Here is a 24,986-nt window from a genome sequence, read left to right as displayed (position 1 = left end):
GGCCAGGGCCGCGGGACGGACACCGCTGCGCGCTTACACTTCTCGCCGTGATGGACACGTCTGACGCCAAGGTTGCGGGGTGATCGGCTCGCCGGCCGCCCAGGGGTTGGCGTTGGCGTCAGCCACCAGTTTCGGGATCAGCGACTTCGTCGGCGGCGTCGCGTCGCGGCGGGTTGCCGCGCTGCGGGTGGTGCTGGTGTCCACCCCGGTCTCGATGGTGATGCTGGGAGCACTCGCGATGATCGGCGGCGGCCACATCACGCCGGGCGCCGTCATGCTCGGCGTGCTCGGCGGGCTCAGCCAGGCCCTGGGTATCTGGTGGTTCTACGCGGCGATGGCGGCCGGCCCGATCTCGGTGGTCTCGCCGCTGGCGGCGGTGGTGGATGCCAGCGTGCCGGTGTGCATCGGACGGGTGCTGGGGGAGCGGCCCGGCATGCTCGCCAGTGCGGGCATCGCGGTGGCATTGGCCGCCGTGGTGTTGATCAGCTGGCACGCCGGAGACGGCGGTAACCGGCAGCGGCTGACCCGCGGAGCGATCTGGCTGACGATCGCCTCGGGGGTGGCCCTGGGGTTGAACTTCGTGTTCTTGGACCGCACCCCGCCGGAAGCCGGATTGTGGCCCCTGCTGTTCGCGCGCGGGGCCGCCACGGTGCTGGTGATCGTGGTCGCGGCGGCCAGCCGTAATCTGCGGCTGCCGACGGGGACGCCGCTACGGCTGGCGCTGGTGATCGCATTGCTGGACACCGCCGCCAACGTCACGATGCTGTTCGCGCTGCAGCTGTCGCTGCTGTCGCTGGCCAGCGTGCTGATCTCGCTGTATCCCGCCGCCACCGTGGTGTTGGCGGTGACCGTACTGCGGGAGCGGGTGCGTCCCCGTCAGGTCGCCGGAATGGTGCTGGCCGCGGTGGCGGTGGGGATGATCACCGGCTAACCCGGCAGCCCGATGCGGCGGTAGCGCCGCAAGCGGGCTGCCATCCGCTGCTCGGCCGGCACTCGCCGCAACGCGTCGAGCTCCACGGCGATGGCCGCCGACATCCGCTTGGCGAAGTCGATCGGCTCGTCGGCGGCATCGGGGCGCTCGGCCACGATCACGTCGACGACGCCGTGGGCCTGCAGATCCACCGACCGGATGCCCTGCGCCGCCGACAGTTCGGGGGCGTGCTGCGTGTCGCGGAACACGATGGCGCTGGCGCCCTCCGGGGGCAGCGGCGCCAGCCAGCCGTGCCGCGCCGCCAGCACCCGATCCGCCGGCACCATCGCCAACGCGGGGCCGCCGCTGCCCTGGCCGAGCAGTACCGACACGGTCGGCACCTCCAGCGTGACGAGCTCGGCCAAGCAGGCCGCGATCTGCCCTGCCAGCCCGCCCTGTTCGGCCTCCACCGACAGTGCCGGCCCCGGCGTGTCGATGGCCAGCACCAGCGGCAGCCGCAGGCCCGCCGCCAGCGCCATGCCGCGGCGAGCGTCTCTCAGCGCAACCGGGTCGGTCAGCCGATCCGGGCCGCGCAGCTGCCCCAGCACCACCGCGGGCTGGCCACCGAAGCGGGCCAACGCCAGCAACATGGTGGCGCCGCGTTCGGCGCTGCCGGTGCCGGACAGAAAGACCCGCTCGGTGGCGCCGTGCCGCAGCAGAAATCCCGCGCCCGGCCGCTCGGGGCGCCGCGACGCACACACCGAGTTCCACGCCGGGACGTCGGGAATCGGTTCGACGGGGGGTCGCGCCGGCGCGGGGCCGGGTTCGTCGAGGATCACCTTGAGCGCCCGCGCGCAGGTGCGGCGCAGCCACTTCACCGGGATCACGCCGTCGATCACCCCGTGGGCTTGCAGATTCTCGGCGGTCTGAACGCCCGGCGGGAACGGGGCGCCGTAGAGCTGCTCGTAGACCCGCGGTCCCAGGAAGCCCACCAGCGCTCCGGGCTCGGCCAGGGTGATGTGCCCGAGCGAACCCCACGAGGCGAACACCCCGCCGGTGGTGGGATGGCGCAGGTAGACCAGATAGGGCAGGTGGGCGCGCTTGTGCAGCTCGACGGCGGCGGCGATCTTCACCATCTGCAGGAATGCGACGGTGCCCTCTTGCATCCGGGTGCCGCCCGAGCTCGGTGACGCCAGCAGGGGCAAGCCCTCGGCGGTGGCGCGCTGGATCGCCGAGGTGATCCGCTCGGCGGCCGCCACCCCGATCGAGCCGGCCAGGAAATCGAAGTCGCTGGCGATCACCGCGACCCGCCGCCCGTTGATTCGGCCTTCGCCGGTGATGACCGCCTCGTCGCGGCCGGTGGCGGCCCGGGCGGCGGCCAGCTCGGCGGCGTAACCGGAACTGACCGGTACCACCAGCGGCTCGTCATCCCAGCTGATGAACGATCCGCTGTCCAGTACCGCGTCGCGCAGTTCGTCGGCCCCGGTCCGGCTCACAGCACGAGGCTAATAGGCTGGTGCGTCATGATCGGTGTTACCCGCGACGAAGCCGTCACCACTATCGAGTTGCAGCGCCCGGAGCGGCGCAACGCATTGAACTCCCAGCTCGTCACCGAACTGCGGGAGGCCATCGTCGACGCCGCCACCCACGACGTCCGGGCCATCGTGCTGACCGGGCAGGGCACCGTGTTCTGCGCCGGCGCCGATCTGTCCGGCGACGCGTTCGCCGCCGACTACCCCGACAAACTGATCGCATTGCACACCGCCATCGGCGATGTCCCGGTGCCGGTGATCGGCGCGATCAACGGGGCCGCGATCGGCGCCGGGCTGCAATTGGCGATGGTCTGCGACCTGCGGGTGGCGACACCTGAGGCGTACTTCCAGTTCCCAGTGGCCAAATACGGCCTCGCCTTGGACAACTGGAGCATCCGCCGGCTCTCCACCCTGGCCGGATACGGACGAGCCCGCGCGATGCTGCTGACCGCCGAGAAGCTGACCGCCGAGAACGCGCTGCTGACCGGCATGGTCAACCGGATCGGCACCCTGGCCGACGCACAGGCCTGGGCGCACGAGATCGCCGGGCTGGCGCCGCTGGCGCTGCAGCACGCCAAGCGGGTGCTCAACGATGACGGCGCCCTGGAGGAGCAGGAACCGGTCCACAAGGAGCTGTTCGACCGGGCCTGGGCGAGCCAGGATGTCATCGAGGCCCAGATGGCGCGCATCGAGAAGCGGGCGCCGAAGTTCCAGGGCGCTTAGCGCGGTGATCGCAAACGCGGCGGAGCCGGGTGCAGCGGGTCACCGCCATCGGGTGGAGCGGTGATCGCAAACGCGGCGGAGCCGGGTGTAGCGGGTCACCGCCATAGACTCGGCAGCATGCTGCGCGGAGCACTTCGGCCGGCCCGCATATTGGGGGGCGCCGCCTCCCTGGCCGCCTGGGGCTGGACGCTGCGCGCGCTGCGCGGCACACCGGGGGCGCTCGGCGCCGGACCGCACGCCATTGCCGCGGTGGCCGCCCGGTCGCCGCACTACCGCGACGGGGTCTTCCACAATGTCGAGCGTGTCGCGGCCGTGAACATGGACCGCGAACAACAGCGCCTGATGCTGCGGGAGCTGTTCGCCGATCGCGGCGCGAGCCGTCCCGCGGCGGCCGTCCCGTTGGCGGTCCCCGATCTCACCGGCGCGGCCGAACCGCTGTCGATCACCTGGCTGGGCCATGCAACGGCGCTGATCGAAGTCGACGGCTACCGGGTCCTGACCGACCCGGTGTGGAGCGAACGCTGCTCGCCGTCGGACGCCGTCGGTCCCAGGCGGTTGCATCCGCCGCCGGTCGAACTGGCGGCGCTGCCCGCAGTGGACGCGATCGTGGTGAGCCACGACCACTACGACCATCTCGACATGGACACCATCACCGCGCTCGCCCGCAGCCAGCGGGCACCGTTCGTCGTCCCACTCGGGGTGGGTGCGCACCTGCGGGCGTGGGGCATTCCCGCGGGCCGCGTCGTCGAACTCGACTGGGATGAGCATGCCGCGCTCGGCGAACTCACATTGACCTGCACCCCGGCCCGGCACTTCTCCGGCCGGTTTGTCACTCGCAACCTGACCCTGTGGGCTTCGTGGGTGATCGCCGGCCCCGGTCACCGGGTGTACTTCGGCGGCGACTCGGGATACACCGGCAGCTTCAGCCGGATCGGCGCCGAGCATGGTCCGTTCGATGCGGCCCTGCTGCCGATCGGCGCCTACAACACCGCCTGGCCGGATGTCCACATGAACCCCGAGGAGGCGGTCCGGGCCCATCTGGACCTCAATGGCGGCACGCTGGTGCCGATCCACTGGTGCACGTTCCGGCTGGCGCCGCATCGGTGGGATGAGCCGGTGGAACGGCTGCTGGCCGCCGCGCAGGCCGCCGGCGTCGCAGTAGCCGTGCCGCGTCCCGGCGGTTCAGTGAGGCTCGACGGAGGAGAGGCGAAGCTGGGACCGCCGCATGAACCCGGCGGTTCAGTGAGGCTCGACGGAGGAGAGGCGAAGCTGGGGCCGCCGCAAGAACCCGGCGAACGGATCCCGCCGTCGGCCGGCGACGTCGCGCCGTGGTGGCGGTCTTGACCGTCACCCAGGGCGCCGCCGGGCTCTCCGACACCGAAGTCGCCCAGCGGGTTGCGCAGGGACAGACCAACGACATCCCGGTGCGGGCGGCACGCAGTGTGCGCGAGATCGTCCGGGCGAATGTGTTCACCCGGATCAACGCGATCCTGGGCGTGCTGCTGGCCATCGTGGCGACCACCGGATCGCTGATCAACGGGCTGTTCGGGCTGCTCATCGTCTTCAACAGCGTTATCGGCATGGTGCAGGAGATCCGGGCCAAGCAGACGCTGGACAAGCTGGCCATCGTCGGCCAGGCGAAACCGTTGGTGCGCAGGCAATCCGGGACCGCGGAGCTACCGGCCCGCCAGGTGGTGCTCGGCGACGTCATCGAACTCGGCCCCGGCGACCAGATCGTCGTCGACGGCGAAGTCGTCGAGGTGTCCGATCTGGAGGTCGACGAGTCCCTGCTGACCGGTGAAGCCGACCCAGTCGGCAAGAGCATCGGTGATCAGGTGATGTCGGGCAGTTTCGTGATCTCCGGCAGCGGCGCCTACCGGGCCACCCGGGTCGGCAGCGAGGCCTACGCAGCCAAACTGGCCGAGGAGGCCACCAAGTTCACCCTGGTGAAATCCGAACTGCGCAACGGCATCAACCAGATCCTGAAATTCATCACCTACCTGCTGATCCCGGCCGGCGTTTTGATCGTCTACACCCAGCTGTTCACCACCGACGTGGGCTGGCGGGCATCGGTGCTGGCGATGGTCGGGGCGCTGGTGCCGATGGTTCCCGAGGGTCTGGTGCTGATGACCTCGCTGGCGTTCGCGGTCGGGGTGGTGCGCCTCGGACGGCGGCAGTGCCTGGTGCAGGAACTGCCCGCGATCGAGGGGCTGGCCCGCGTCGACGTCGTCTGCGCCGACAAGACCGGCACCCTCACCGAGAACGGGATGCGGGTGGCCGAGGTCGCCGAACTGCCCGGCGGCGAAGGTCTTCCGTTACACGAGGTGCTGGCCGCGCTGGCCGCCGAGGACGCCCGACCCAACGCCAGCATTCAGGCCATCGCCGAGGCGTTCCCGATGTCGCCGGGCTGGACGTCCACCGGCCGCGCGCCGTTCAAGTCCGCCACCAAGTGGAGCGGCGTCTCGTTCTCCGGGCACGGGGACTGGGTGATCGGAGCTCCCGACGTATTGCTCGAACCGTCGTCGGAGGCCGCCGCACAGGCCGAGCAGATCGGGGCGCGCGGCCTGCGGGTGCTGCTGCTGGGCCTCAGCGACCGGCCCGTCGACCACCCGGACGCGCCCGGACAGGTCACCCCGGCAGCGCTGGTGGTACTGGAGCAGAAGGTGCGGCCCGACGCCCGCGCCACCTTGGATTATTTTGCTGCGCAAGAAGTCTCCGTAAAGGTGATCTCCGGCGACAACGCGGTCTCGGTGGGTGCGGTGGCCGCCGAGCTCGGTCTCAACGGGGACGCGATGGACGCCCGCAAACTGCCGGCCGAGACCGACCGGCTGGCCGACGCGCTGGAGGACCACACCGTCTTCGGCCGGGTGCGCCCGGATCAGAAGCGGGCCATGGTGCGAGCCCTGCAATCACGCGACCACACGGTGGCCATGACCGGCGACGGCGTCAACGACGTGCTGGCGCTCAAGGACGCCGACATCGGGGTCGCGATGGGAGCGGGAAGCTCGGCGGCGCGCTCGGTGGCACAGATCGTGTTGCTGGACAACAAGTTCGCCACCCTGCCCTATGTGGTGGGTGAAGGACGCCGGGTGATCGGAAACATCGAACGAGTGGCGAACCTGTTCTTGACCAAGACGGTGTATTCGGTGCTGCTCGCGCTGCTGGTCGGCCTGGTCGGGCTGGCTTCGGCGCTGTTCGGCACCGAGCCGCTGCTGTATCCGTTCCAGCCGATCCACGTCACGATCGCGGCCTGGTTCACCATCGGCATCCCGGCGTTCATCCTGTCGCTCGCGCCGAACAACGAACGCGCACATCCCGGATTCGTCCGTCGGGTGATGAGCGGAGCACTGCCGGCCGGCTTGGTGGTGGGCATCGCCACATTCAGTTCCTACCTGCTGGCCTATCGCGGCAGCGAAGCCACCCCGGTGCAGCAGATCCAGGCGTCCACCACCGCCCTGATCACGCTGCTGGTTACCGCGGGCTGGGTGCTGGCCGTCGTGGCGCGTCCCTATCAGTGGTGGCGGCTGACGCTGGTGATCGGCTGCGGCCTTGCCTATCTGGGCATCTTCGCGATCCCATTGGCGCGGGAGAAGTTCCTGTTGGACCCCTCCAATGTCGCGCTGACGTCGCTGGCGCTCGGTATCGGGGCGCTGGGTGCCGCCGCCATCGAGGCGATGTGGTGGGCGCGCGGCGCGATAATCGGTGAGCGGCCCAAGTTGTGGCGGGAGCCGGCAACGACCACAATGACCCACCGATAACGGGGACGGAAGGGGAAGAAATCACATGGCCAAGCTCTCCGGATCCATCGACGTCCCGCTGCCTCCCGAAGAGGCCTGGGCGCACGCCTCGGATCTGTCGCGCTACAAAGAGTGGCTGACCATCCACCGGGTATGGCGCAGCGTGCTGCCCGAGACGCTGGAGAAGGGCACGACACTCGAGTCGATCGTCGAGGTCAAGGGCATGCCCAACCGGATCAAGTGGACGATCGTGAACTACAAGCCCCCGACGGGGATGACCCTCAACGGCGACGGCAAGGGCGGGGTCAAGATCAAGCTGCTCGCCAAGGTCACCCCGGCCGGAGACGGCGCCACGGTCAGCTTCGACGTCCACCTGGGCGGACCGGCATTGTTCGGCCCGATCGGCATGCTGGTGGCCGCCGCGCTGAAGAGCGACATCAACGAGTCGCTGCGCAAGTTCGTCACGGTTTTCGCGCCGGCTTGATCGGTTGCACGCCACGCCATCCCGCAGCTAAGGTGGCGGGCGTCCCCGCACAGGAGGTCTGGAGAATGACAGGCATCGCCGGTCTCGCGCCGCTGTCCGCGCGCTGATCACCGACGAATCGCCGTAGTCGCGTCCCCGGTCATCAGCGCACCCGCTGACTTCTCCGGAGACCTCATGTCCACACCCTCTGCTGACTTCGGTTCCGTTGTCACCCTGACCGATCTCGGCTTCACCTGGCCCGACGGCGCTCCCGCGCTGGCCGGTGTCAGCGGTTCGTTCGGCGCCGGCCGCACCGGCCTGGTCGGTGCCAACGGCGCCGGAAAATCCACCCTGCTGCGCCTCATCGCCGGGGAGCTCGCCGCCACCACGGGGCGCATCGCCACCGCCGGCGAGGTGGCCTACCTGCCGCAGCTTCTCACGCTCGACGCCGGCGTGACGATCGCCGAATTACTCGGTGTCACCGCGCAACTCGCCGCCCTGCGCGCGATCGAAAGCGGTGACGCCGACGCGGCCCACTTCGAGATCCTCGACGACGACTGGGACATCGAAGCCCGCGCCGACGCCGCGCTGCGGCCGATCGGCCTGGGTTCGGCCGACCTCGATCGGCGAGCCGGCGAGTTGTCCGGTGGGGAGGCGATGCTGGTGGCGTTGACCGGTCTGCGCCTGAATGCCGCCCCGATCACCCTGCTCGACGAACCGACCAACAATCTCGACCGCGCCGCCCGTGAACGGTTGGCGCAGCTGGTCGGATCGTGGCCGGGAGCGCTCATCGTGGCCAGCCACGACACCGCGTTGCTGGAGCAGATGAACAATATCGCCGAGCTGTACGACGGGCGGTTGGTCAGCTTCGGCGGCCCCTACAGTGCATGGCGGGCGCATCTGGACGCCGAGCAGGCCGCCGCACGGACCGCCGCCCGCGCCGCCGAACAGCTCGTCAAGGTGGAAAGGCGGCAGCGTGTCGACGCCGAGACCAAGCTCGCCCGACGCAGCAGGGCGGCCCGGACCTCCTTTGCGAACAAGCGTGCCGCGAAGATCGTCATGAACCAGAACGCTTCGAACGCACAGGTTTCGGCCGGCCGGCTGCGCACCGACCTCGACAGGCGGGTGCGCGACGCGCAAGCCGGCTTGGATGCCGCGTCGGCCCGGGTCCGTCACGACGAGCACATCCGCGTCACGCTGCCGGACCCGGACGTGCCGTCCAACCGTCGGCTGGCCGAGTTGCCGGGCAGCGATGGGCCGGTGATCGTGCAGGGGCCGGAACGGATCGCCCTCGACGGCCCGAACGGGGTCGGCAAGACCTCACTGCTGGAGGCGCTGCTGGCCGGTGCGGACGGACGGCTGCTGACCGACCGGGTCGGCTACCTTCCGCAGCGACTGGATCACCTCGATGACACGGTGTCCGCGTTCGACGCCGTGGCGGCGGTGTCCGGCAGCGCGCCGCGGGCGGTGCGCGCCCAGCTGGCCCGGTTCCTGCTGGACGCCGCCGGTGTGGCGCGCCCGATCGGCACCCTGTCCGGCGGTGAGCGGTTCCGGGTGGCACTGGCCCAGCTGCTGCTCGCCGATCCACCCCCGCAGTTGCTGCTGCTCGACGAGCCCACCAACAACCTCGATCTGGCCAGTGTGGATCAGCTGGTGGGCGCGCTGGCCGGCTACCGGGGAGCGTTCATCGTGGTCAGCCACGACGACGCCTTCCTGGCCCGGCTCGGCCTGACCAGGAGACTGAGAATGCCGCACCGCGGTGAACTCATCGAGGCGAGTTAATGTCACGGCATGACTCACTCGCGACCCGGTTGGCTCATCGCGCTGTTCGCCGTGATCCTGTCGGTCAGTGTGTGGCTGCCGTGGCTGGCCACCTCGGCCAACGGTGGCGGGCATGCCAGTGCGATCGGCGGCAGTGTCGGCAGTATCGCGCTGCCGCCGCGCTTCGGCGTCGGCCAGCTCATCGTGCTGCTGGCCGCAGTCCTGCTGGTGGCCGGCGCGATGATCGGCCGGGGGCTCTTCAGCGGGTTGGCATCGGTTGCCGCCCTGGTGATCTCACTGGGTATCGCCGGGCTGGGCTTCTGGTATTACCGGTTGAATGTCGTCGCGCCGATCACGGCCGGATACGGGCTGTACCTCGGCGCGGTCAGCGTGGCCGGGGCGCTGGGCTGTTCGCTGTGGGCGTTGGTGTCAGCAGGGCGTCGCGGTTAGCTCACCGCCACCGGGCGCTACACGGTGAAGCCGCCGTCGACGTTCCAGTTCGCGCCGGTGACGAATCCGGACTCCGGACCCGCCAGGAAGCTCACGATGGCGGCGACGTCACCTACCTGCCCGTAGCGGCCGAGCGGCATGAGCTTCTTCAAGCTCTCGGGGAAGGCGCCGCCGTTGTCGGGGTTGGCATCGGTGTCGATCGGGCCCGGTTGCACGTTGTTGACGGTGATGCCGCGTGGGCCGAGTTCGCGTGCCAGGCCCCTGGTGAACGACGCCACCGCGCCCTTGGTCATGCCGTATACCGAGAACCCGGCGGTCGGAATCCGATCGGCGTTGATGCTGCCGATGTTGATGATCCGCGAGCCCTCGCCCAGGTGCTTCACCGCGGTGCGTGTCGCCCAGAACATTCCGCCGATGTTGACCGCCACGAGGCGGTCGAACTGCTCGGCCGGGAAGTCATCGACCAGCGCCCCGTGCGCGACGGCGGCGTTGTTCACCAACACGTCCAGCCCGCCGAGTTCGGTGGCGGCCTGCTCGACCGCGGCCACCACCTGGGCGGGATCGGCGGAGTCGGCCTGGATGGCAACGGCGCGTCCGCCGCCGGCGGTGACTTCGGCGACGAGCTTGTCGGCCTCGGGCGCTGAGGCCGAATACGTGAAGGCCACCGCGGCCCCGTCGGCAGCCAGTCGTCGTACGGTCTCCGCGCCGATCCCGCGGGAACCTCCGGTGACCAATGCCCGCCGTCCAGTCAGGGGAGCTGTGCTCATCTCGCGGCCTTTCAGGTAATTACGAACCAACATGTTACTTAGTACGATGAGGTCAAAGCTCGACGGCGGCGAATGCATTCCCGCTGTGACCGGAGTCACAGGAGGTGGGGGCGCGATGGCGGTGGGACGGCCGCGCGAGTTCGATCCCGATCAGGTCGAGCACGAGGCGATGAAGCTGTTCTGGGCGCACGGCTTCGACGGCGTCTCGATCTCCGACATCAGCGCCGCGACCGGGGTCAACCGCCGCAGTATCTACGCGGAGTTCGGCTCCAAGGAGAAGCTGTACGAGCGAGCGACGCAGCGGTACGTCGCGGGGCCGGGCGGCTACCTCGTCGAGGCGCTCGCGCTGCCGACCGCGCGCGATGTCGCCGCAGCGATGGTCCACGGGGCGGCCGACACCGTCAGCGGCGACCCGCGCGGATGTCTCACCGTCGACGACGGCCCGGGAGTGGCCGAAATACGCGAGGCATCGGTGCGCCGGCTCGCTGAGCGATTCGACGCGGCGGTCGCCGACGGCGAGCTGTCCGGCGTCGACACGCTGCTGCTTGCCCGCTGGATCGCCACGGTGTGTCAGGGCATCGCGGTCCAGGCGCGAAGCGGAGCGAGCCGCGGGGATCTGCACGCGCTGGCCGGCGTCGCATTGGCGGGTTGGCCGGGCCCGCGTTGAGGCCGGGTGGTCATCGCAGTGCGGCAATGACTTTCGCGAAGGCTTCGGCGTGATTCTGCTGGACGGTGAAATAGCTCAATCCGTACCTGCGGCGGTATTCCCGCAACGCGTCGGCCATCTCATGCGGTGACCCGGACAGCACGGCGGGCATGGCCAGCAGTTCCCGATCCGACAGGGTCGGGGCGAACTGGCGGGTCAGCGACAGGTCGGGCATCCCGGAGGCATCGGTGGGCACTGCCGTGATGGCCAGGTTCAGCTCCAGGGCATCGAACCGATCACCGGCGGCCGCGCGGACAAACGAGACGCGTTCTGCCAGTGCGTCATCCGCGCCGGCTACTCGTGCACCGGTCAGTCCGATGATATCGGCGTGCCGGGCCGCCACGGTGAGCAGCCGATCCCCGCTGCCGGCGATCAGGATCGGCACCCGCGGCTGGTGGGTGGCCAGGTAGGTCGTGACGTGTTCCAGGTACTCGATGCGCCGGGCGCCGCTCGGGAACGGCAGCTCGGCGGCCTCGAACTCCGCGCGGACGTAGCCGGCACCCAGTCCGATCTCCAGTCGGCCACCGGACAACAGGTCCGTGTCGGCGATGTCGCGGGTCAGCAGCGCCGGCTTGTAGAAGCAGGCGTTGAGCACGTAGGTGCCCAGCCGGATCGTCGTGGTGGCCGCCGCGGCCGCGACCAAAGCCGGGAAGGGGGCCGGGGCGCCGAGATGATCGGGCACGTGCAGCACATCGAACCCGGACCCCTCCAGCCGCCGTGCGGTCTCGGCCAGCGCGGCAGCAGACCGGACCGCGTGCAGACCCACGCCGAAGCGAAACTGCTTGTCCACCACTACCTCCTAGGTCTCAAATTGCCAAAGACCGGCCGCGGCCGACAGACCGCGCACCAGCGCCGATGTGACCGGCGACAGGCCGTCCGCGCCGGGTGGCTGGCTGCGGGGACTGATGCCCCGGACCCGTGGTGACAGTTCCAGCTGGGTCCCGCCGCCCCGAACCTGGTTCACCGGATTGGCCGGGTGCAGACCCCGCAAGCCCATCGGGATCGCGTTCAGATCGGTGATGACCTGATAGCCCGGCAGATCCAGGCATCGGGCGACGTGCGCGGCCAGGCTGCGGTTGCGCCCGCCCGCCAGCAGTTGCGTGCTGCGTCCGATCCGGCCGTATCCGTGCAGCGACACCACGACGTCGACATGGTCGAGGAATTCGGCAAGCCGTGCCGACTCGGCGGCGAGGTAGCGGACCGAGGGCAGGTGTCGCGAATATCCGTGGGGATGCCGCACCAGATACACCGAGGCGTCGGCGGCTTCGGCGGCGCGTTCGGCGATCACGTCGGTCATCTGCTCCAGGCCCCCACCGTGAATGGCCAAAAAGCCGAACCGCGACCGTAGTCGGCTCTCCTCTATGACCTCGGGGTCGGCCAACAGTTCCGAGAGTGACTGTGGTGCATTGTCTTTGGCGGGCAGGGTACGCAGTGGCCACTGGGCCGGATCCCAGCGGCGCAGGAATTCGATCCACGACGGGGGCAGCCCATGCTGGACGGCGGCGCTGATGATGCGCTCCAGATAGCCGTCCCGTGGCGCACCGGGCCGCACCCGATGGTCGATATAGACCCACGCCGGGGACGACCCGTCGGTGGTGTGCACCGTCAGCCGATCTCGGCGGTAGCGCACCGGGACGCCCTCGGCGCTGTCCAACGCGGCCAGGTCGCGGTCGGACACCCGCCACAGCACCCCGTGCACCCGCGAACCCGGAAACGGCTCGACGGTGGCCACACCGCGCTGGTTGATCAGCCAGTCGTGGTCGGCCAGCATCGCCGGGCGGGGATCGGACGCCTCGGGGCAGCGGCGCGCCATCTGTTGTGCGCACAGGTTGGACCCGTACGCGAAGTAGGCATGCTGCGTCGCCGGCATTTAGCCCGGTGTCCGCCCGATGAACGCCACAATCAGCAGAGTAACGGTGCTGCGGTGCCGTCACCGTGGCGGACGTGCCGGGGGAGTCGCAGACGGAGGTGGCGGAGGCGGCCGGTTGTCGACGCCGGCCGACTCCTCCGGCTGGGCCGCCGGGAAGACCCATTTCCCGGACAGAATCTCCTGTTGCGGCTGGTAGAGCCGGACCAGGTAGTTCCATCCCGGCGTGATCGGCAGGCAGTTGGTCGCGTTGACCATGTTGGCCGAGCACCCGCCGAACTGGACGGTCACCGATCCGTCCTGCGCCTTCTCCGCGGTGATGTCGTTGACCGAGTATGCCTGCTGTGGATTCTCGGTGAAGTAGCCGTTCTTGTTGTAGACACTGACCGACCAGAAGGCTTTCACCGGAACGTCTTTGACGGTCACCCGGTACACGGTGTTGCCGTCGTTGCGGGCTGGGGTGACGTTGAGGTACAGCGCGTCGGTCTCGGGGTTGCCGCCCCAGGCCGCAGCGGCGCCGATCAGGTGCCGCACCGGGTCGGTGTCGGCCAGGCTGCCGAACATGCCCCGGGTGTCGGGGACGGTCTCGGCCAGCACCAGTAGCGCGTCGCTGACCTTCTTCTGGCTGACCGGATCCCACCGTGGGACCTCGAAGCTGCCGGAGTCCTGCTGGGTCACGGTGATCTGGTCCTGCAACCGGCGGGCCGCGGCCAGATCTGCCGGGTCGTTGGGGTCGGCCAGGATGCGGACGGCGACCATGACGTAGCGGGTGCCGACCCGCTGTCGGTCCAACGTGTGTTCGCCGCTGCCGTAGAACATGTCGGTGACGTATTCGTCCTGGTTGATCACCTGCGCCGACATGTACCGCTGACCGGGATCGGGCAGCGTGATCGTCACCGGAGCGGTCTGCAGGTCGAACACCGCCGCGGAATACAAGGTGTCGCGGTTGGACCGCACCACCAGCTGCCGGTCGATCGGGGTGACATCGCGCTGGTGGAAGAACCGACCGAAGCCGTTCTCGTTGACGACATTGGTGAATTCCTGGTCGGTGACGGCCCGCACGAAGTTGTCCGGCGAGACCAGCACCATGCCGTTGGGCGTGCTGCGGGGCGGCTGGTTCGCCAGCGGGTCCGGACCGGCCTTCGTCACCGTCAGTCCACATCCGGAAAGTGCCAGTACCGCCGCCGTCAGGCCGAACGCAGAAACCCATCGCTTCGACATGCAGCGCAACCTACCTGGCGGCACCGGGCTATGTCGGCAAAAGGTTTCGCGACATGGGCACCCGGAATTCGCGTCGGGCTGTTGCACGCCTTGATCTCCGGACGTATGGTCGCGAATGAGATTTTGCCATTAATTCGATGTGCAAATGGTTAGAGTCTGAATCTAGGGAGCGGCCGTGGCTATGTCCGGGAGCGCCGAGGGCGATCATTCCAGCCGAGTTCGTCGGTACGGGATCGCCGCAGCAGCACTGGGCAGCGCGCTGTCGATGGTGATGAGCACCCCGGCCAGTGCGGGGCCGGCACCCGCGGTGGCATTGACGTCGACGTATGGGTTCCAGCCGGCCATCGATGAGCTGATCGACGCGATGAAGCAGGCGGTCGCCTACGACATGGCACTGCCGTATGCCGTGCCCGGCAGCGAAGACAATCTGATGACGATGCTGCAGAACACCAACTACCAATTGTTCAGCGCCGGCCTGTCGCGCGTCACCGAACTGTTCAACGGCGTGTTTTTTCAATCGCCCGAGGCGATCGCGGGCAATGCCACCGACCCCCGGCAGTATTTCGACTACTTCACCCCCGACATCTACTACCACGTGACCGCCGGCCTGGCGCCCGGCGCGACCTATGCGCTGCACGGAACCCTGGGCGGGGGCACCGAGCACTTCACGGTCAGCACCCAGGCCATCACCGGCGGCTCCGCGCAGACCGTCGAGGACCTGGAACTCGGCCACGGCCTGGTGCTCAATCCCGACGGCACCTTCACGGTGTACATCGGGCCCGAGGCGCCTCCCGGCGCCCTGAACTTCATGGACTCCACCGACGCCACCGTCGGCGGCGCCGCGTCCCTGCTGATCCGGGACATGCTCGGCGACTGGGCGAAGGGGCCCGGCACCGTCACCCTGCAATGCGTCTCCGACTGCCCGCCGTTCTTCGCCATCCCGGAGGGCGGGTTCTTCCCGACCGACGACCCGGTCGCGGCGGCGGTGGGAGGATCCGGCGGCATCACCTCGGTCGACTCGATGCTCACCACGCTGTTCAGTGCCTTCGCCCAGATCATCGGCCCGTTCAACCAGCGGAGCATCGAGGGTGGGGCGTCGGTGGGCATGAACATTCCCGCCAACACCATGCACGACCTGGGTCCGGAGACCAGTTACGGGGCCGGCCTGGCGAGCGCGGTCGTCACCGGCGGCAATTTCGACTTGGATCCCGGTGAGGCGCTGGTCATCAAGGTGCCGAACGTGGATGCCGCCTACGGCGGCATCGAGCTGATGAACGTCTACGGCGGCGCGCTGCCGTATGTGATGGCGCAGACCACGCTCAACCACACCACCACCTACCACGACGCCGACGGCTACACCTATTACGTTGTCAGCGCGACGAATCCGGGTGTGGCGAACTGGCTGGACACCGGTGGCCTCACCCGCGGCGAGATCTTCGCCCGGTTCGAGAACGTCACCGACCCCGATTCCGCGATCGGCCAGGGCGTCACGGCGCAGGTGGTGCCGATCGAGGATTTGGGCTCCTACCTGCCGACCGACACGCCCACCGTCAGCCCCGAGGAATTCGCCGCCGACATGGCCCAGCGGGTGTTCTCCTACGACTACGCACTGGACGTGTCCCGGATGAGCGCCCAACCCGGCTGGGTGATCCAGCATCTGCTGATGAACGGGCTGGCGGGCCTGATGGGCGACGAGAACTACGACGCGGTCTTCGGCAGCGAGCCTTTCACCCCGATCGCCCTGCGGTTCACCGAAGCCTTGAGTCCCAACTGGGATGCGGTGATGAATAGCGTGTTCGACCACCCGATGGAAAGCCTGACCGCGGTGTGGAACGCGTTGCCGCTGCTGGCCAGCGACATCAACCTGCCGATCACGCTGGCGCTGGCCCAGACCGCGCTGTCGGTGGTGATGCCCCAACTGCTGATGCCGGCCATCAACGGCGCGCTGTTCGATCCGAACACCAGCATCCTGGCCGGGCTGCTCAACGCCCGCGACGACCTGGCGACGGTGATCCTGACCGCCAACAACTCCTGGCCGACCGAACTGGGTGAGCAAGCGGCCCACCAATGGGCGAACATGGCGGACCTGATTGCGAACACGCCGAATTGGGACCTGTCGGACCTGTTCGGGGGCTGATCGGCGGGTCAGCCTGTCAGGGTGCTGTGTATTGAGTCTTTTCCGCCGATGAGCAGCTTCCCTGCTTGGTAACTTAAGCCGTTTTATTGCCTCTGCCTGGGGAAGGTTAGGCCATGACTCGTCGACGTCTCAGGTTGCAAGACCCAACGACACGCAAGGCGATGGCCCGCCGGCGGCGGCGCGCGGTTGGGAGGTCGGGCGCGGTCAGCGCGTTTTTGACGGGGGGACTGGCGCTGCTGTCTGCGCCCGAAGCCCAAGCCGACGAGTTCGACGTGATGATCGACCAGGTCCTCACTTCGATCATCGGTTTCTTGGAGCAGGATTCGGTCAGCGCCGTGTTGGGTACGCAGCTCGACACCGAGCTCGTCACCTGGCTCAACGGCCTCGATCCGGTTGCCAGCGTTGACGCGCAGCTGATGAGCCAGAACTTGCTGGTCAACCCCGGCTTCGAAACGGCCGATCCATCCGGGTCGGGCTACAGCGGGGTGACCATACCGGGCTGGACCGAGACCGGCACCCCGACCGTGATCGCCTACGGCACGCCGGTCGGTTATCCGTCGCCGACGGCCTTTCCGCTCCCGACGGCGACGGGGTTGTTCGGCTTTCCACAGGACGCGCCTCCGGGCGGCGGCGATAATTTCGCCGGCGGCGGGCCGGTGGGCACCTCCAGCATCAGCCAGACCGTCGACGTCACCGGCGCGGCCGGAACGCCGTACGCGCTGAGTGCGGATCTCGGCGGCCAAACCTGGAATCCGTCGTACGCGACAGTGCAGGTCAGCTTCCTCGACGCCAACGGCAACGTGGTGGGCACCGGCTCGCTCAACCCCGTCACGGTCTGGGATCGCTGGGGTTTCACCGGGTTTGAGGAACGCGAGATCACCGGGACCGTCCCGGAGGGCGCGGTGGCCGCGAAGGTGACCACCACCTTCACCGACGAAAACCAGTACCTCGGCAACTACAACGGCGCCTACGCCGACAACGAGTCATTCACCGTCGGCGATCCCAACCTCGCCCCGGCACCGCTGACACCACCAACCTCCAATGTCGGCCAACTGGATCACGTGTTCGTGATCTACATGGAGAACAAGGGCACCGACGACATCGTCGGCAGCCCCAACGCCCCGTACATCAACAGCCTGATCAACACCTACGGCTACGCGGACAACTACTACGCGCTGGGCCACCCCAGCGATCCCAACTACTTCCGGGTCCTGGGCGGCTCGGACTTCGGCATCGACTACAACTCCGCCCTGAACTCCATCAACGCACCGAGTCTCATGCAGGAGATGGATCAGGCGGGCATATCGTGGGCCGGCTACGCACAGAGCATGCCCTCGGCGGGCGACCTCGTGTCATCGGGTGACTACTCCGCCGACGAACTGCCCTTTGCCCAGTTCGGCTACGTCTACGGCAACACCCCCGACTACCTGCAGGAGCATTTGCTGCCGCTGCCGCAGTTGTCCACCGATCTGGCTGACCCGAGCACCTTCCCGGGATTCACCTGGATCGCCGCCAACGAGGACAACAACATGGAAGGCCCGGTCGACACGCTCAGCGGCGTTCTCCAGTTCATTGCCACCCAGCTCACCGACCATCAGTACAACGTCGCGGCGGGCGACCAGTTCGTCCAGCAAGAGATCTCCACCATCGAGAACTCGGCACTGTGGACTGACCCGACGCAGAAGGACGCGATCATCCTCACGTTCGACGAGGACAACAACAACCTGTCATTGGGCTTCGGTAACGACGGCAATCACGTTCCGATGATCGTCATCCCGAGCGAGGGCGCCATAACTCTTGGCGGGATGCAATCCGGCCACTTCACCACCGACGACTACTACAACCAGTACAGCCTGATGGCCACCATCGAAGACGCCTTGCGTGGTACGCCCGGAACTCTGGCCCCGCTCACCGACAACGACATGTACGCCTCTCCCATGAACGCCTTCTGGAAGTAAGGGCCACGTGTCAAGGATCAACCGAAGTAACTGTCAACCATCAGCCGAGGTAATACAACGAGTTGGTGCCCCCGGGCAGATTCGAACTGCCGACACCGGCTTTAGGAGAGCCGTGCTCTATCCCCTGAGCTACGGGGGCGCGTGACCAGCAGGGAGAGGCGTTGAGAACTCTAGTGCATGGCGGCGGGGGTGGGCGCCAGGTCGTCGTCGAACTCAATCGCCGGTCGTGGTCTTAGTCCGCTGGTAGTGCCGACGTGCCTTCATGCGGTTGCCGCAGATGGCCATCGAGCACCACCGTGCGGTGTTGGGCTTGCTGCGATCGATCAGAAACAGCCGGCATTCGTCGTTGGCGCACGGGCGAAGGCGTCCGGGACTGGCGATCCGCAACGCATCCCAGGCCAGTAATGCCCGCGCCGCGGCCGGCGACGTCCCGCGGGTGGTCAGTGACCAGGTGAGGCCCTCGTCGCTGAGAGCGGGGGACAGGCCGACTCCGCTGAGGAACGGCGCCAACGCCTGCGGCGTCCGGTCCCCGCGCACCACGTCCTGCAGTGCAGTCCGGATGTCGATGAGGTCCTGTAGCTGCTGTTCGTTTGCCGTGCCGACGTTGTGGGAATCCAACCAGGCTTGTGCTGTGACCGGATCCTCGAGTTCGTCGCGAGCCACGCCGTCGATGACGGGGGTGGAGTTGAGCAGGTCCAAGAGCAGCGCCTCGTCGCCTGGTCCGGCCGCAACGATATCCATATAACCTCCATAAATCCATTGACAGGTTACACCAGAGGTGCTTGACTCCTAACTATCAAAACCGATTTAAGGAGTTAGTCATGGTTTCTGGGGTGCGACACCACTACGCCACCGTCGACGGACACCGGTTGTTCTACCGCGAGGCGGGCAGCAACGATGCACCGGCGATCGTTCTGCTGCACGGTTTTCCCACCAGCTCTTACATGTTCCGGGACCTCATCACCCGCTTGGCCGACCAGTATCGCGTGATCGCCCCCGATCATCTCGGCTTCGGCTACTCCGACATGCCGCTGGTGGCCGAATTCGACTACACCTTCGACAATCTCGCCGACCTCACCCAGCAGCTGTTGGACCAGCTCGGGCTGGACCGCTACGCGATCTACGTTCAGGATTACGGCGCGCCGATCGGCTGGCGGCTGGCGCTGAGCCGTCCGGGATCGATCAGCGCGATCGTCACGCAGAGCGGCAACGGTTATGACGAGGGCTTCATCGAGGGCTTCTGGAAGACCGTCTGGGACTACCAGCGGGAGCAGACCCCCGAGACGGAGGCGGCCATCCGCACGGCGCTGGAGCCGGAGTCGGTGGCCTGGCAGTACCTGACCGGTGCGCCCGATGAGTCGCTGGTCAGCCCCGATACCTGGACCCTGGACAGTGCCCTGTTGTCGCGGCCGGGCAATGACGAAATTCAGCTCAAGCTGTTCCGGGACTACGCCACCAATTCGCCGATGTATCCCGCGCTGCACGACTACCTGCGCACCAGCGGAGTCCCGGTGCTGGCGACCTGGGGACAGGGCGACCCGATCTTCGGGCCGGACGGCGCCCGGGCGTTCAGCCGGGACGCGCGCGACGCCGAAATTCATTTGCTCGACGGCGGCCACTTCTTACTGGAGACCGCCGCAGATGAAGTCGCGCAGTTGATCAAAGACTTCTTGCACCGAGTCAACGGGCGCTGAGCGGCATGGCCGGCGCAGCGCGGCCCGCGGTGCTGGTGTTCGACGTCAATGAGACGCTCATCGATATCGAAGCGTTAGAGCCGCTGTTCGCAAGGCTTTTCGGCCGTCCAGGGGTGCTTCGGGAGTGGTTCGGCCAACTTGTCATCTACTCGATGACCGTCACCCTGGCGGACTGTTACACGGATTTCTTCTCCCTCGGGCAGTCCGCGTTGCGAATGCTCGCCGAGATACACGGAGTCGAGTTGGCCGATGACGACGTGACGGCCGTGGCCGACGCGATGGCCACCATGCCGGCACATCCCGACGTCACTGAAGGGCTGTCGCGACTGCGCGACAACGGCTACCGGTTGGTGGCGCTGACGAACTCGCCGGCCTACCCCGGTCGCCCGACGGCATTGGAAAACGCGGGTCTGGACGGCTACTTCGAGCGCCGGTTCAGTGTCGACGAGCTGCGGGTCTTCAAGCCCGCGACGATGCTGTACCAGCACACCGCGCACGAACTGGGTGTGCGGCCTTCGGCCTGCATGATGGTCGCCGCGCACGCCTGGGACACCATCGGCGCGCAAGCCGCCGGATTCAGCGGCGCCCTCATCACTCGTCCCGGTAACGCGCCGTTGCGGGCGGACGGCATCTACCAACCCGACATCGTCGCGGGCGACCTCGTCGATCTAGCTCGGCAACTGGCGCAGCTTTTCGAAAAATAGTCCATAACAACAATATTCAGAGGAGATCCATCATGGCTACCACGTCCACGACCCCGACTCACCCCGCGGTGGTGCGAGAAGCCGCCGGTGGCCCGACCATGCGGGCGATTGTGCTCGACGGCTTCGGGGGACTGGAGGCCTTGACCTACACCGAGATCCCCAAGCCGCTGCCCAAACAGGGTGAGGTGGTGATCAGGGTCAAGGGGTTCGGCGTCAACCACGCGGAGATGCACATGCGTCGGGGTGAATGGGCCGAAGCCGCAGAAGTCAGCGGTATCGAATGCGTCGGCGTCGTCGATGCCTGCCCGGGAGGGGAATTCCCGGTCGGCGCCAAAGTCGCGGCCCTGATGGGCGGACTCGGCCGCACCATCAACGGCAGCTACGCGCAGTTCACCCGGGTGCGCGCCGACAATGTCGCGCTGATCGAATCGGAGCTGCCGTGGGATCAGCTCGCCGCGTTGCCGGAAACCTACGCCACCGCATGGACCTGCCTGTTCCGCAACCTCGGCCTGACTGCGGGGCAGACCATTGTGATTCGCGGGGCGACATCGTCTTTCGGTCAGGCGGCAGTGAAACTGGCCGTGGACGCGCAAGCGCAGGTCATCGCGACCACGCGTAACCGGGATCGGTTCGGCTTGCTGACCTCCCTCGGCGCCGACCGTGCCGAGCTGGAGACTCCGGACCTGGGCGCCCACATCGCCGAGGCCAAGCAGGTGGACGCCGTTCTGGATCTCGTGGGCAACAGCACGATTCTTGATTCTTTGGACATGCTGCGCCGGGGCGGCACGGCGTGTCTGGCCGGCTGGCTCGGCGGACTGGACCCGATCGCCGACTTCAACCCGCTGCTGCAGATGGCCAGCGGTGTCAACCTCAGCTTCTTCGGCAGCTTCGTGTTCGGCAGCCCCGGCTTTGCGCTGTCGGACGTCCCGCTGCAGGGCATCGCCGACAAGGTGCGCGACGGTCACCTGGAGGCCAGACCCACACATGTCTTCTCCTTCGACCAGATCCGCGAGGCGCACCGGGTCATGGAAAACGGGGAAGCCGCCGGGAAAATCGTCGTGGTCGTCGACTGAGAACTCGCTTGGATTGGTCTGCCCCTCGGCGGGCGGCCTTAACCGTTGTTGGTGCCGGGTTCGCCCGGGGTGCCGGGGGTACCGTCGTCACCTCCGCTAGTGCCATCGGCGCCATCTCCGCCGGTTTGACCGTTACTGCCGGTGCCGCCAGCGCCGCCGACGCCGCCGGCAGCGTTGCCACCGTCGCCGACGAAGCCGCCACCGCCGCCGATGCCACCGTTACCGCCGGTGCCGCCGGTCATCCCGACGCCTCCGGCCCCGCCGGCCGCACCATCCCCGCCGACAGCACCCTGGCCACCGGTGGCGCCGGTGCCTCCGTCACCCCCGTAACCCCCTTCGCCGCCAGTGGTGCCCAGGCCGCCGGCGCCGCCGGCCCCACCATCACCGCCGGCACCGTCGCCGTCGTTGCTGCCGCCGCCTGAGCCGCCAAAGCCGCCGATGCCGCCGTAGCCGCCGTCGGTGCCGTCGCCGCCAGCGCCGCCGGCCCCACCGTCACTGCCGGTCGTGTAGTAGTTGTCGCCGCCGTAGCCGCCCTGACCACCAGAGCCGCCCCCGCTGCCCGCGGAGCCGTTGCCGCCGGCCCCGCCGGCCCCGCCGGCACCGCCCACGCCGCCGGTGCCGATGCCGGTGCCACCCTGCCCGCCGTAGCCTCCGCCGCCGCCACTGCCACCGAAGGCACTGCCGGGCGGGGGGTTCCCGCCGGTGCTGCCGCTGCCAGAGTCGCCGCCTACACCGCCGGCCCCGCCTACACCGCCGTCTTGGGCCGCACCGCCACCGCCACCTCCGCCACCACCGCCGCCGCCACCGCCGGCGGCGGCGTCGGTGGTGGTGCCTCCGGTGCCTCCGTTGCCGCCGACGCCGCCGACGCTACCGGCGCTGCCGTCGGTGCCTCCGTTGCCGCCGACGCCGCCGACGCCGCCGACGCCGCCGGTGCTGCCAAATCCACCGAGACCGCCCCAACCACCGGCCGTCGGGGTGGCGCCATCGGAACCGTTGCCGCCGGTACCACCGCGGCCGCCGTTACCACCGATGCCATCGTGGCTGCCGTCGGTGTTCAGGTAATGGGACCCGCCGCCGCCTCCAAAACCACCCTGAGCAGCAGTGCCGGCGCCCGCGCCGGCGCCGGTGGCATTACCCCCTGCACCGCCGGCACCGGCATCGCCTCCGGCGCCGCCGCTGAAGCCGCCGTAACCGCCGTAGCCGCCGTTACCGCCTTGGCCGCCATCGCCGCCGTTACCGCTGCCGCTCATGTCGCTGGCACCGGCCGCGCCGTCGCCGCCTTTACCGCCCGCGCCGCCGTTGCCGTAGTAGTCGCCGGCACCGCCGTCACCGCCGTTGCCGCCGGCTTGCCCGGTGCCGTCGGCCAGGGTGACACCCTTGCCGCCGTTGCCGCCGGCCCCGCCGTCACCAGGGGTGCCCTCAGCACCGTCTGCGCCATTCGCGGCGCTTGTGTCGTCAGGGCCGACTCCGCCGGCCCCGGCGAGTCCGCCGTACCCGCTGAACCCGCTGTCCCCGCCGTTGCCGCCATTTCCGGCCGCATCGTTGGTGCCTCCGTCGGCACCGTTGCCGCCGTTGCCGCCGTTGCCGGCGTTGCCACCTGCCCCACCGTCGCCGCCGGCCCCGCCGGCGCCATGGTTACCGGCGGCGACGCCTGCGGTCGTGCCACCGGCACCGCCGTTACCGCCCCCGCCGCCGTTACCGCCGAAACCGCCGCCGGTGCCGTCGGTGCCGTCGGCGCCATCTTCGCCGGGCGTAGTGCCATTGGCGCCATCAGTTCCGCTGGCGCCGGCACCCGCGCGGCCGCCATCGGCGCCGATGCCGCCAGCGCCGCCGTCACCGTTAGAACCGGTTCTGCCGTCACTGCCGAAGAGGGCCGCGCCGGTGCCCCCCTTACCCGCGTTGCCGCCGTTACCGCCGTCAGCACCGGTACCGCCGGCGCCGCCGGAGCCGCCCAGGGCGTCCGCAGAGAGCGTGTCCGTTCCGGCACCGCCGACCCCGCCGTTACCGCCGTTGCCGCCGACCCCGCCGTTGCCGCCGTTGCCGCCGTTGCCGAGCCACAGCGAACCGGCGCCGCCGTTCCCGCCGTTGCCGGCGTTGCCGCCTGTCTGGCCGTTGCCGCCGTTGCCGCCGTCGCTTGCGGGGCCGGTGCCTGCGTTCCCCGCCGAGCCGTTGGCGCCGGTGTAGCCGGCTCCGCCGTTGCCGCCGTTGCCGCCGTTCCCAAGCGCTCCTATGCCGAAAAAGTCTTGGACATGGCCGGCGCTGCCGCCGCTACCGCCATTGCCACCGTCGACGACTGTGCCATTGACCAGGCCGCCGGCTCCGCCGTCGCCGCCCCTGCCGCCGTTGCCCATCCACTCGCCGCCGGCGCCCCCGTTGCCGCCGTCGGCGCCGAGGCCGCCCGCTCCGCCGTCGCCGCCGTTGCCGATACCCCCGGCAACTCCGCCGTTGCCGCCGGCCATACCCGGGTCGTTGCTGGCGTCGTAGCCGTCACCGGCGTCGCCGAAGAACAACCCCCCACCTTGACCGTCAGGGTCGGCCATCGTCCCGTCGGCGCCGTCACAGATCAAGCCACAAAAGCCCGGCAGGATCAGCGGCGCAAACAGCTGATTGATAACAGGATTGATCGCTTCACCGAGCGGGCTGTTTATGTAGGCCTCGAGGGCCGCGTGCAGGGGCAGGTAGAAGTCGTTCTGGAAAGCCGTAGCGATAGGGTTCGGATCGCCTGCGGCAGCGACACCCGGCAGTGCAAGGGCAGCGGTGTCCACACCTGACGAGCCGGTAGAGCCGAAGCCAAGAGCGTTCATCAAAGCGTCCCAGCCGGAATCCCCGGTCGGGCCGACGGCGCTCGCCGCGGCGCCGGGTTCGAAGAGGTCGTCAAGCCAGTCCAACCCGAAGAAGTCGGCGCTCGCAGTCGGCGCCAGAGCCAGCGGGGTCAATCCGAACGCCAGGAAGGCACTGGCCGTGGCTCCGAGACCGGCTGCGCGGCGACGGCGTGCCTGGGTCTGACGTGACTTGCCCTGCCGCGTGCTGGGGTGCTGAGCCATGGTCGATCTCCTTAAAGCGACGCGAACAGTGGTGGGTTTTCAATGTGGAACAGGTTCGAGAATCAAAGCATTACGTAAGTCTTTGCCTAATTTACGGAGATGTCAATGTTTTTCCGGAAATGGAACTTGTCGCGTTTCTACGGGCTGTCGCCGCCGCTAGGTGACGTGTCGCTTCGCTGTTGATGGTCGCGCCGAGGTTGCCGTTCACGCCGATCAACGCTTAGAAAATTCTTAGTATC

20 protein-coding genes and 1 tRNA gene are annotated in these 24,986 nt (G+C 68.5%); 13 read left to right on the top strand and 8 right to left on the bottom strand.

The window, feature by feature from the left end; translation table 11 throughout:
- The first annotated feature begins 79 nt into the window (after positions 1-79).
- Positions 80-931 (top strand): DMT family transporter, encoded by an 852-nt coding sequence (locus G6N23_RS16220; RefSeq protein WP_109560172.1) that lies wholly within the window; start codon positions 80-82, stop codon positions 929-931.
- Here the strand turns inward: G6N23_RS16220 and G6N23_RS16215 are convergent.
- Entirely contained in the window at positions 928-2,406 is a 1,479-nt protein-coding gene (locus G6N23_RS16215) for a carboxyl transferase domain-containing protein (protein WP_085258994.1), read from the bottom strand. The genes G6N23_RS16220 and G6N23_RS16215 overlap by 4 nt on opposite strands.
- 27 nt (positions 2,407-2,433) lie before the next feature.
- On the opposite strand from G6N23_RS16215, the gene G6N23_RS16210 reads away from it, so the two are divergent.
- The 6 genes from G6N23_RS16210 (at position 2,434) to G6N23_RS16185 (ending at position 9,576) form a co-directional block, all read left to right on the top strand.
- Entirely contained in the window at positions 2,434-3,165 is a 732-nt protein-coding gene (locus tag G6N23_RS16210) for an enoyl-CoA hydratase (protein WP_085258995.1), read from the top strand.
- 120 nt (positions 3,166-3,285) lie between these two features.
- Positions 3,286-4,509, top strand: a complete 1,224-nt coding sequence (locus tag G6N23_RS16205; protein WP_085259028.1) for an MBL fold metallo-hydrolase — start codon at positions 3,286-3,288, stop codon at positions 4,507-4,509.
- Positions 4,494-6,923, top strand: coding sequence for an HAD-IC family P-type ATPase (locus G6N23_RS16200; protein WP_173675006.1), 2,430 nt, complete (start codon positions 4,494-4,496; stop codon positions 6,921-6,923). Before G6N23_RS16205 ends, G6N23_RS16200 begins: the two co-directional genes overlap by 16 nt.
- 25 nt (positions 6,924-6,948) lie before the next feature.
- The gene (locus G6N23_RS16195) at positions 6,949-7,386 is read left to right on the top strand and encodes a type II toxin-antitoxin system Rv0910 family toxin (RefSeq protein ID WP_085258996.1); all 438 of its coding nucleotides are present in this window, start codon (positions 6,949-6,951) and stop codon (positions 7,384-7,386) included.
- A gap of 174 nt (positions 7,387-7,560) precedes the next feature.
- Complete coding sequence (locus G6N23_RS16190; protein ID WP_085258997.1) at positions 7,561-9,147, top strand: ABC-F family ATP-binding cassette domain-containing protein; 1,587 nt, start codon at positions 7,561-7,563, stop codon at positions 9,145-9,147.
- Between the two features lie 9 nt (positions 9,148-9,156).
- Positions 9,157-9,576: a hypothetical protein gene (locus G6N23_RS16185; protein WP_085258998.1), complete on the top strand. Its 420-nt coding sequence runs from the start codon at positions 9,157-9,159 to the stop codon at positions 9,574-9,576.
- Between the two features lie 17 nt (positions 9,577-9,593).
- Here the strand turns inward: G6N23_RS16185 and G6N23_RS16180 are convergent, their stop codons facing one another.
- Positions 9,594-10,343, bottom strand: coding sequence for a 3-oxoacyl-ACP reductase family protein (locus G6N23_RS16180; RefSeq protein WP_085259029.1), 750 nt, complete (start codon positions 10,341-10,343; stop codon positions 9,594-9,596).
- Positions 10,344-10,458: 115 nt separating this feature from the next.
- Here G6N23_RS16180 and G6N23_RS16175 point away from each other — a divergent pair, with 115 nt between their 5' ends.
- A complete protein-coding gene (locus G6N23_RS16175; protein ID WP_085258999.1) occupies positions 10,459-11,010 on the top strand; it encodes a TetR/AcrR family transcriptional regulator in 552 nt (183 codons plus the stop codon).
- A gap of 10 nt (positions 11,011-11,020) precedes the next feature.
- Here the strand turns inward: G6N23_RS16175 and G6N23_RS16170 are convergent, their stop codons facing one another.
- The 3 genes from G6N23_RS16170 to G6N23_RS16160 are packed head-to-tail and all read right to left on the bottom strand — an operon-like array spanning position 11,021 to position 14,005.
- The gene (locus tag G6N23_RS16170; protein ID WP_085259030.1) at positions 11,021-11,839 is read right to left on the bottom strand and encodes a TIGR03621 family F420-dependent LLM class oxidoreductase; all 819 of its coding nucleotides are present in this window, start codon (positions 11,837-11,839) and stop codon (positions 11,021-11,023) included.
- 9 nt (positions 11,840-11,848) lie between these two features.
- Positions 11,849-12,919: a poly-gamma-glutamate hydrolase family protein gene (locus tag G6N23_RS16165; RefSeq protein ID WP_085259000.1), complete on the bottom strand. Its 1,071-nt coding sequence runs from the start codon at positions 12,917-12,919 to the stop codon at positions 11,849-11,851.
- A gap of 60 nt (positions 12,920-12,979) precedes the next feature.
- On the bottom strand, positions 12,980-14,005 hold the full coding sequence (locus G6N23_RS16160) for a DUF1214 domain-containing protein (RefSeq protein ID WP_234808458.1): 1,026 nt from the start codon (positions 14,003-14,005) through the stop codon (positions 12,980-12,982).
- A 313-nt stretch (positions 14,006-14,318) separates the two neighbouring features.
- Between G6N23_RS16160 and G6N23_RS16155 the strand changes: the two genes are divergently transcribed.
- Together G6N23_RS16155 and G6N23_RS16150 are read left to right on the top strand one after the other, a co-directional pair.
- On the top strand, positions 14,319-16,274 hold the full coding sequence (locus G6N23_RS16155) for a hypothetical protein (protein WP_085259002.1): 1,956 nt from the start codon (positions 14,319-14,321) through the stop codon (positions 16,272-16,274).
- A 113-nt stretch (positions 16,275-16,387) separates the two neighbouring features.
- A complete protein-coding gene (locus G6N23_RS16150) occupies positions 16,388-18,232 on the top strand; it encodes an alkaline phosphatase family protein (protein WP_085259003.1) in 1,845 nt (614 codons plus the stop codon).
- 63 nt (positions 18,233-18,295) lie between these two features.
- Here G6N23_RS16150 and G6N23_RS16145 read toward each other — a convergent pair.
- Both G6N23_RS16145 and G6N23_RS16140 read right to left on the bottom strand, forming a co-directional pair.
- Positions 18,296-18,371, bottom strand: a tRNA-Arg gene (locus tag G6N23_RS16145).
- A gap of 74 nt (positions 18,372-18,445) precedes the next feature.
- Entirely contained in the window at positions 18,446-18,973 is a 528-nt protein-coding gene (locus G6N23_RS16140; protein WP_085259004.1) for a CGNR zinc finger domain-containing protein, read from the bottom strand.
- A gap of 80 nt (positions 18,974-19,053) precedes the next feature.
- Between G6N23_RS16140 and G6N23_RS16135 the strand changes: the two genes are divergently transcribed.
- The 3 genes from G6N23_RS16135 to G6N23_RS16125 are packed head-to-tail and all read left to right on the top strand — an operon-like array spanning position 19,054 to position 21,703.
- Complete coding sequence (locus G6N23_RS16135; protein ID WP_085259005.1) at positions 19,054-19,926, top strand: alpha/beta fold hydrolase; 873 nt, start codon at positions 19,054-19,056, stop codon at positions 19,924-19,926.
- A gap of 5 nt (positions 19,927-19,931) precedes the next feature.
- Positions 19,932-20,630 carry a haloacid dehalogenase type II gene (locus G6N23_RS16130; RefSeq protein WP_085259006.1) on the top strand — a complete coding sequence of 233 codons (699 nt, stop codon included), beginning with the start codon at positions 19,932-19,934 and terminating at the stop codon, positions 20,628-20,630.
- 32 nt (positions 20,631-20,662) lie between these two features.
- Positions 20,663-21,703 carry a zinc-binding dehydrogenase gene (locus G6N23_RS16125; RefSeq protein ID WP_085259007.1) on the top strand — a complete coding sequence of 347 codons (1,041 nt, stop codon included), beginning with the start codon at positions 20,663-20,665 and terminating at the stop codon, positions 21,701-21,703.
- Between the two features lie 38 nt (positions 21,704-21,741).
- Here the strand turns inward: G6N23_RS16125 and G6N23_RS16120 are convergent, their stop codons facing one another.
- Positions 21,742-24,747 carry a PGRS repeat-containing protein gene (locus G6N23_RS16120; protein ID WP_157997508.1) on the bottom strand — a complete coding sequence of 1,002 codons (3,006 nt, stop codon included), beginning with the start codon at positions 24,745-24,747 and terminating at the stop codon, positions 21,742-21,744.
- Between the last annotated feature and the right edge of the window lie 239 nt (positions 24,748-24,986).

The organism is Mycolicibacter terrae (assembly GCF_010727125.1).
GTDB classification, from domain to species: Bacteria; Actinomycetota; Actinomycetes; order Mycobacteriales; family Mycobacteriaceae; genus Mycobacterium; species Mycobacterium terrae.
The sequence above is the reverse complement of the archived record's forward strand: the minus strand, read 5'-3'. Positions and strand labels throughout refer to the sequence as shown.

Coding starts and splice junctions, on each gene's coding strand:
- G6N23_RS16210 (WP_085258995.1), top strand. CDS start 2,434: ATGATCGGTGTTACCCGCGACGAAGCCGTCACCACTATCGAGTTGCAG.
- G6N23_RS16195 (WP_085258996.1), top strand. CDS start 6,949: ATGGCCAAGCTCTCCGGATCCATCGACGTCCCGCTGCCTCCCGAAGAG.
- G6N23_RS16190 (WP_085258997.1), top strand. CDS start 7,561: ATGTCCACACCCTCTGCTGACTTCGGTTCCGTTGTCACCCTGACCGAT.
- G6N23_RS16185 (WP_085258998.1), top strand. CDS start 9,157: ATGACTCACTCGCGACCCGGTTGGCTCATCGCGCTGTTCGCCGTGATC.
- G6N23_RS16180 (WP_085259029.1), bottom strand. CDS start 10,343: ATGAGCACAGCTCCCCTGACTGGACGGCGGGCATTGGTCACCGGAGGT.
- G6N23_RS16175 (WP_085258999.1), top strand. CDS start 10,459: ATGGCGGTGGGACGGCCGCGCGAGTTCGATCCCGATCAGGTCGAGCAC.
- G6N23_RS16165 (WP_085259000.1), bottom strand. CDS start 12,919: ATGCCGGCGACGCAGCATGCCTACTTCGCGTACGGGTCCAACCTGTGC.
- G6N23_RS16160 (WP_234808458.1), bottom strand. CDS start 14,005: ATGGTGCTGGTCTCGCCGGACAACTTCGTGCGGGCCGTCACCGACCAG.
- G6N23_RS16155 (WP_085259002.1), top strand. CDS start 14,319: ATGTCCGGGAGCGCCGAGGGCGATCATTCCAGCCGAGTTCGTCGGTAC.
- G6N23_RS16150 (WP_085259003.1), top strand. CDS start 16,388: ATGACTCGTCGACGTCTCAGGTTGCAAGACCCAACGACACGCAAGGCG.
- G6N23_RS16140 (WP_085259004.1), bottom strand. CDS start 18,973: ATGGATATCGTTGCGGCCGGACCAGGCGACGAGGCGCTGCTCTTGGAC.
- G6N23_RS16135 (WP_085259005.1), top strand. CDS start 19,054: ATGGTTTCTGGGGTGCGACACCACTACGCCACCGTCGACGGACACCGG.
- G6N23_RS16130 (WP_085259006.1), top strand. CDS start 19,932: ATGGCCGGCGCAGCGCGGCCCGCGGTGCTGGTGTTCGACGTCAATGAG.
- G6N23_RS16125 (WP_085259007.1), top strand. CDS start 20,663: ATGGCTACCACGTCCACGACCCCGACTCACCCCGCGGTGGTGCGAGAA.
- G6N23_RS16120 (WP_157997508.1), bottom strand. CDS start 24,747: ATGGCTCAGCACCCCAGCACGCGGCAGGGCAAGTCACGTCAGACCCAG.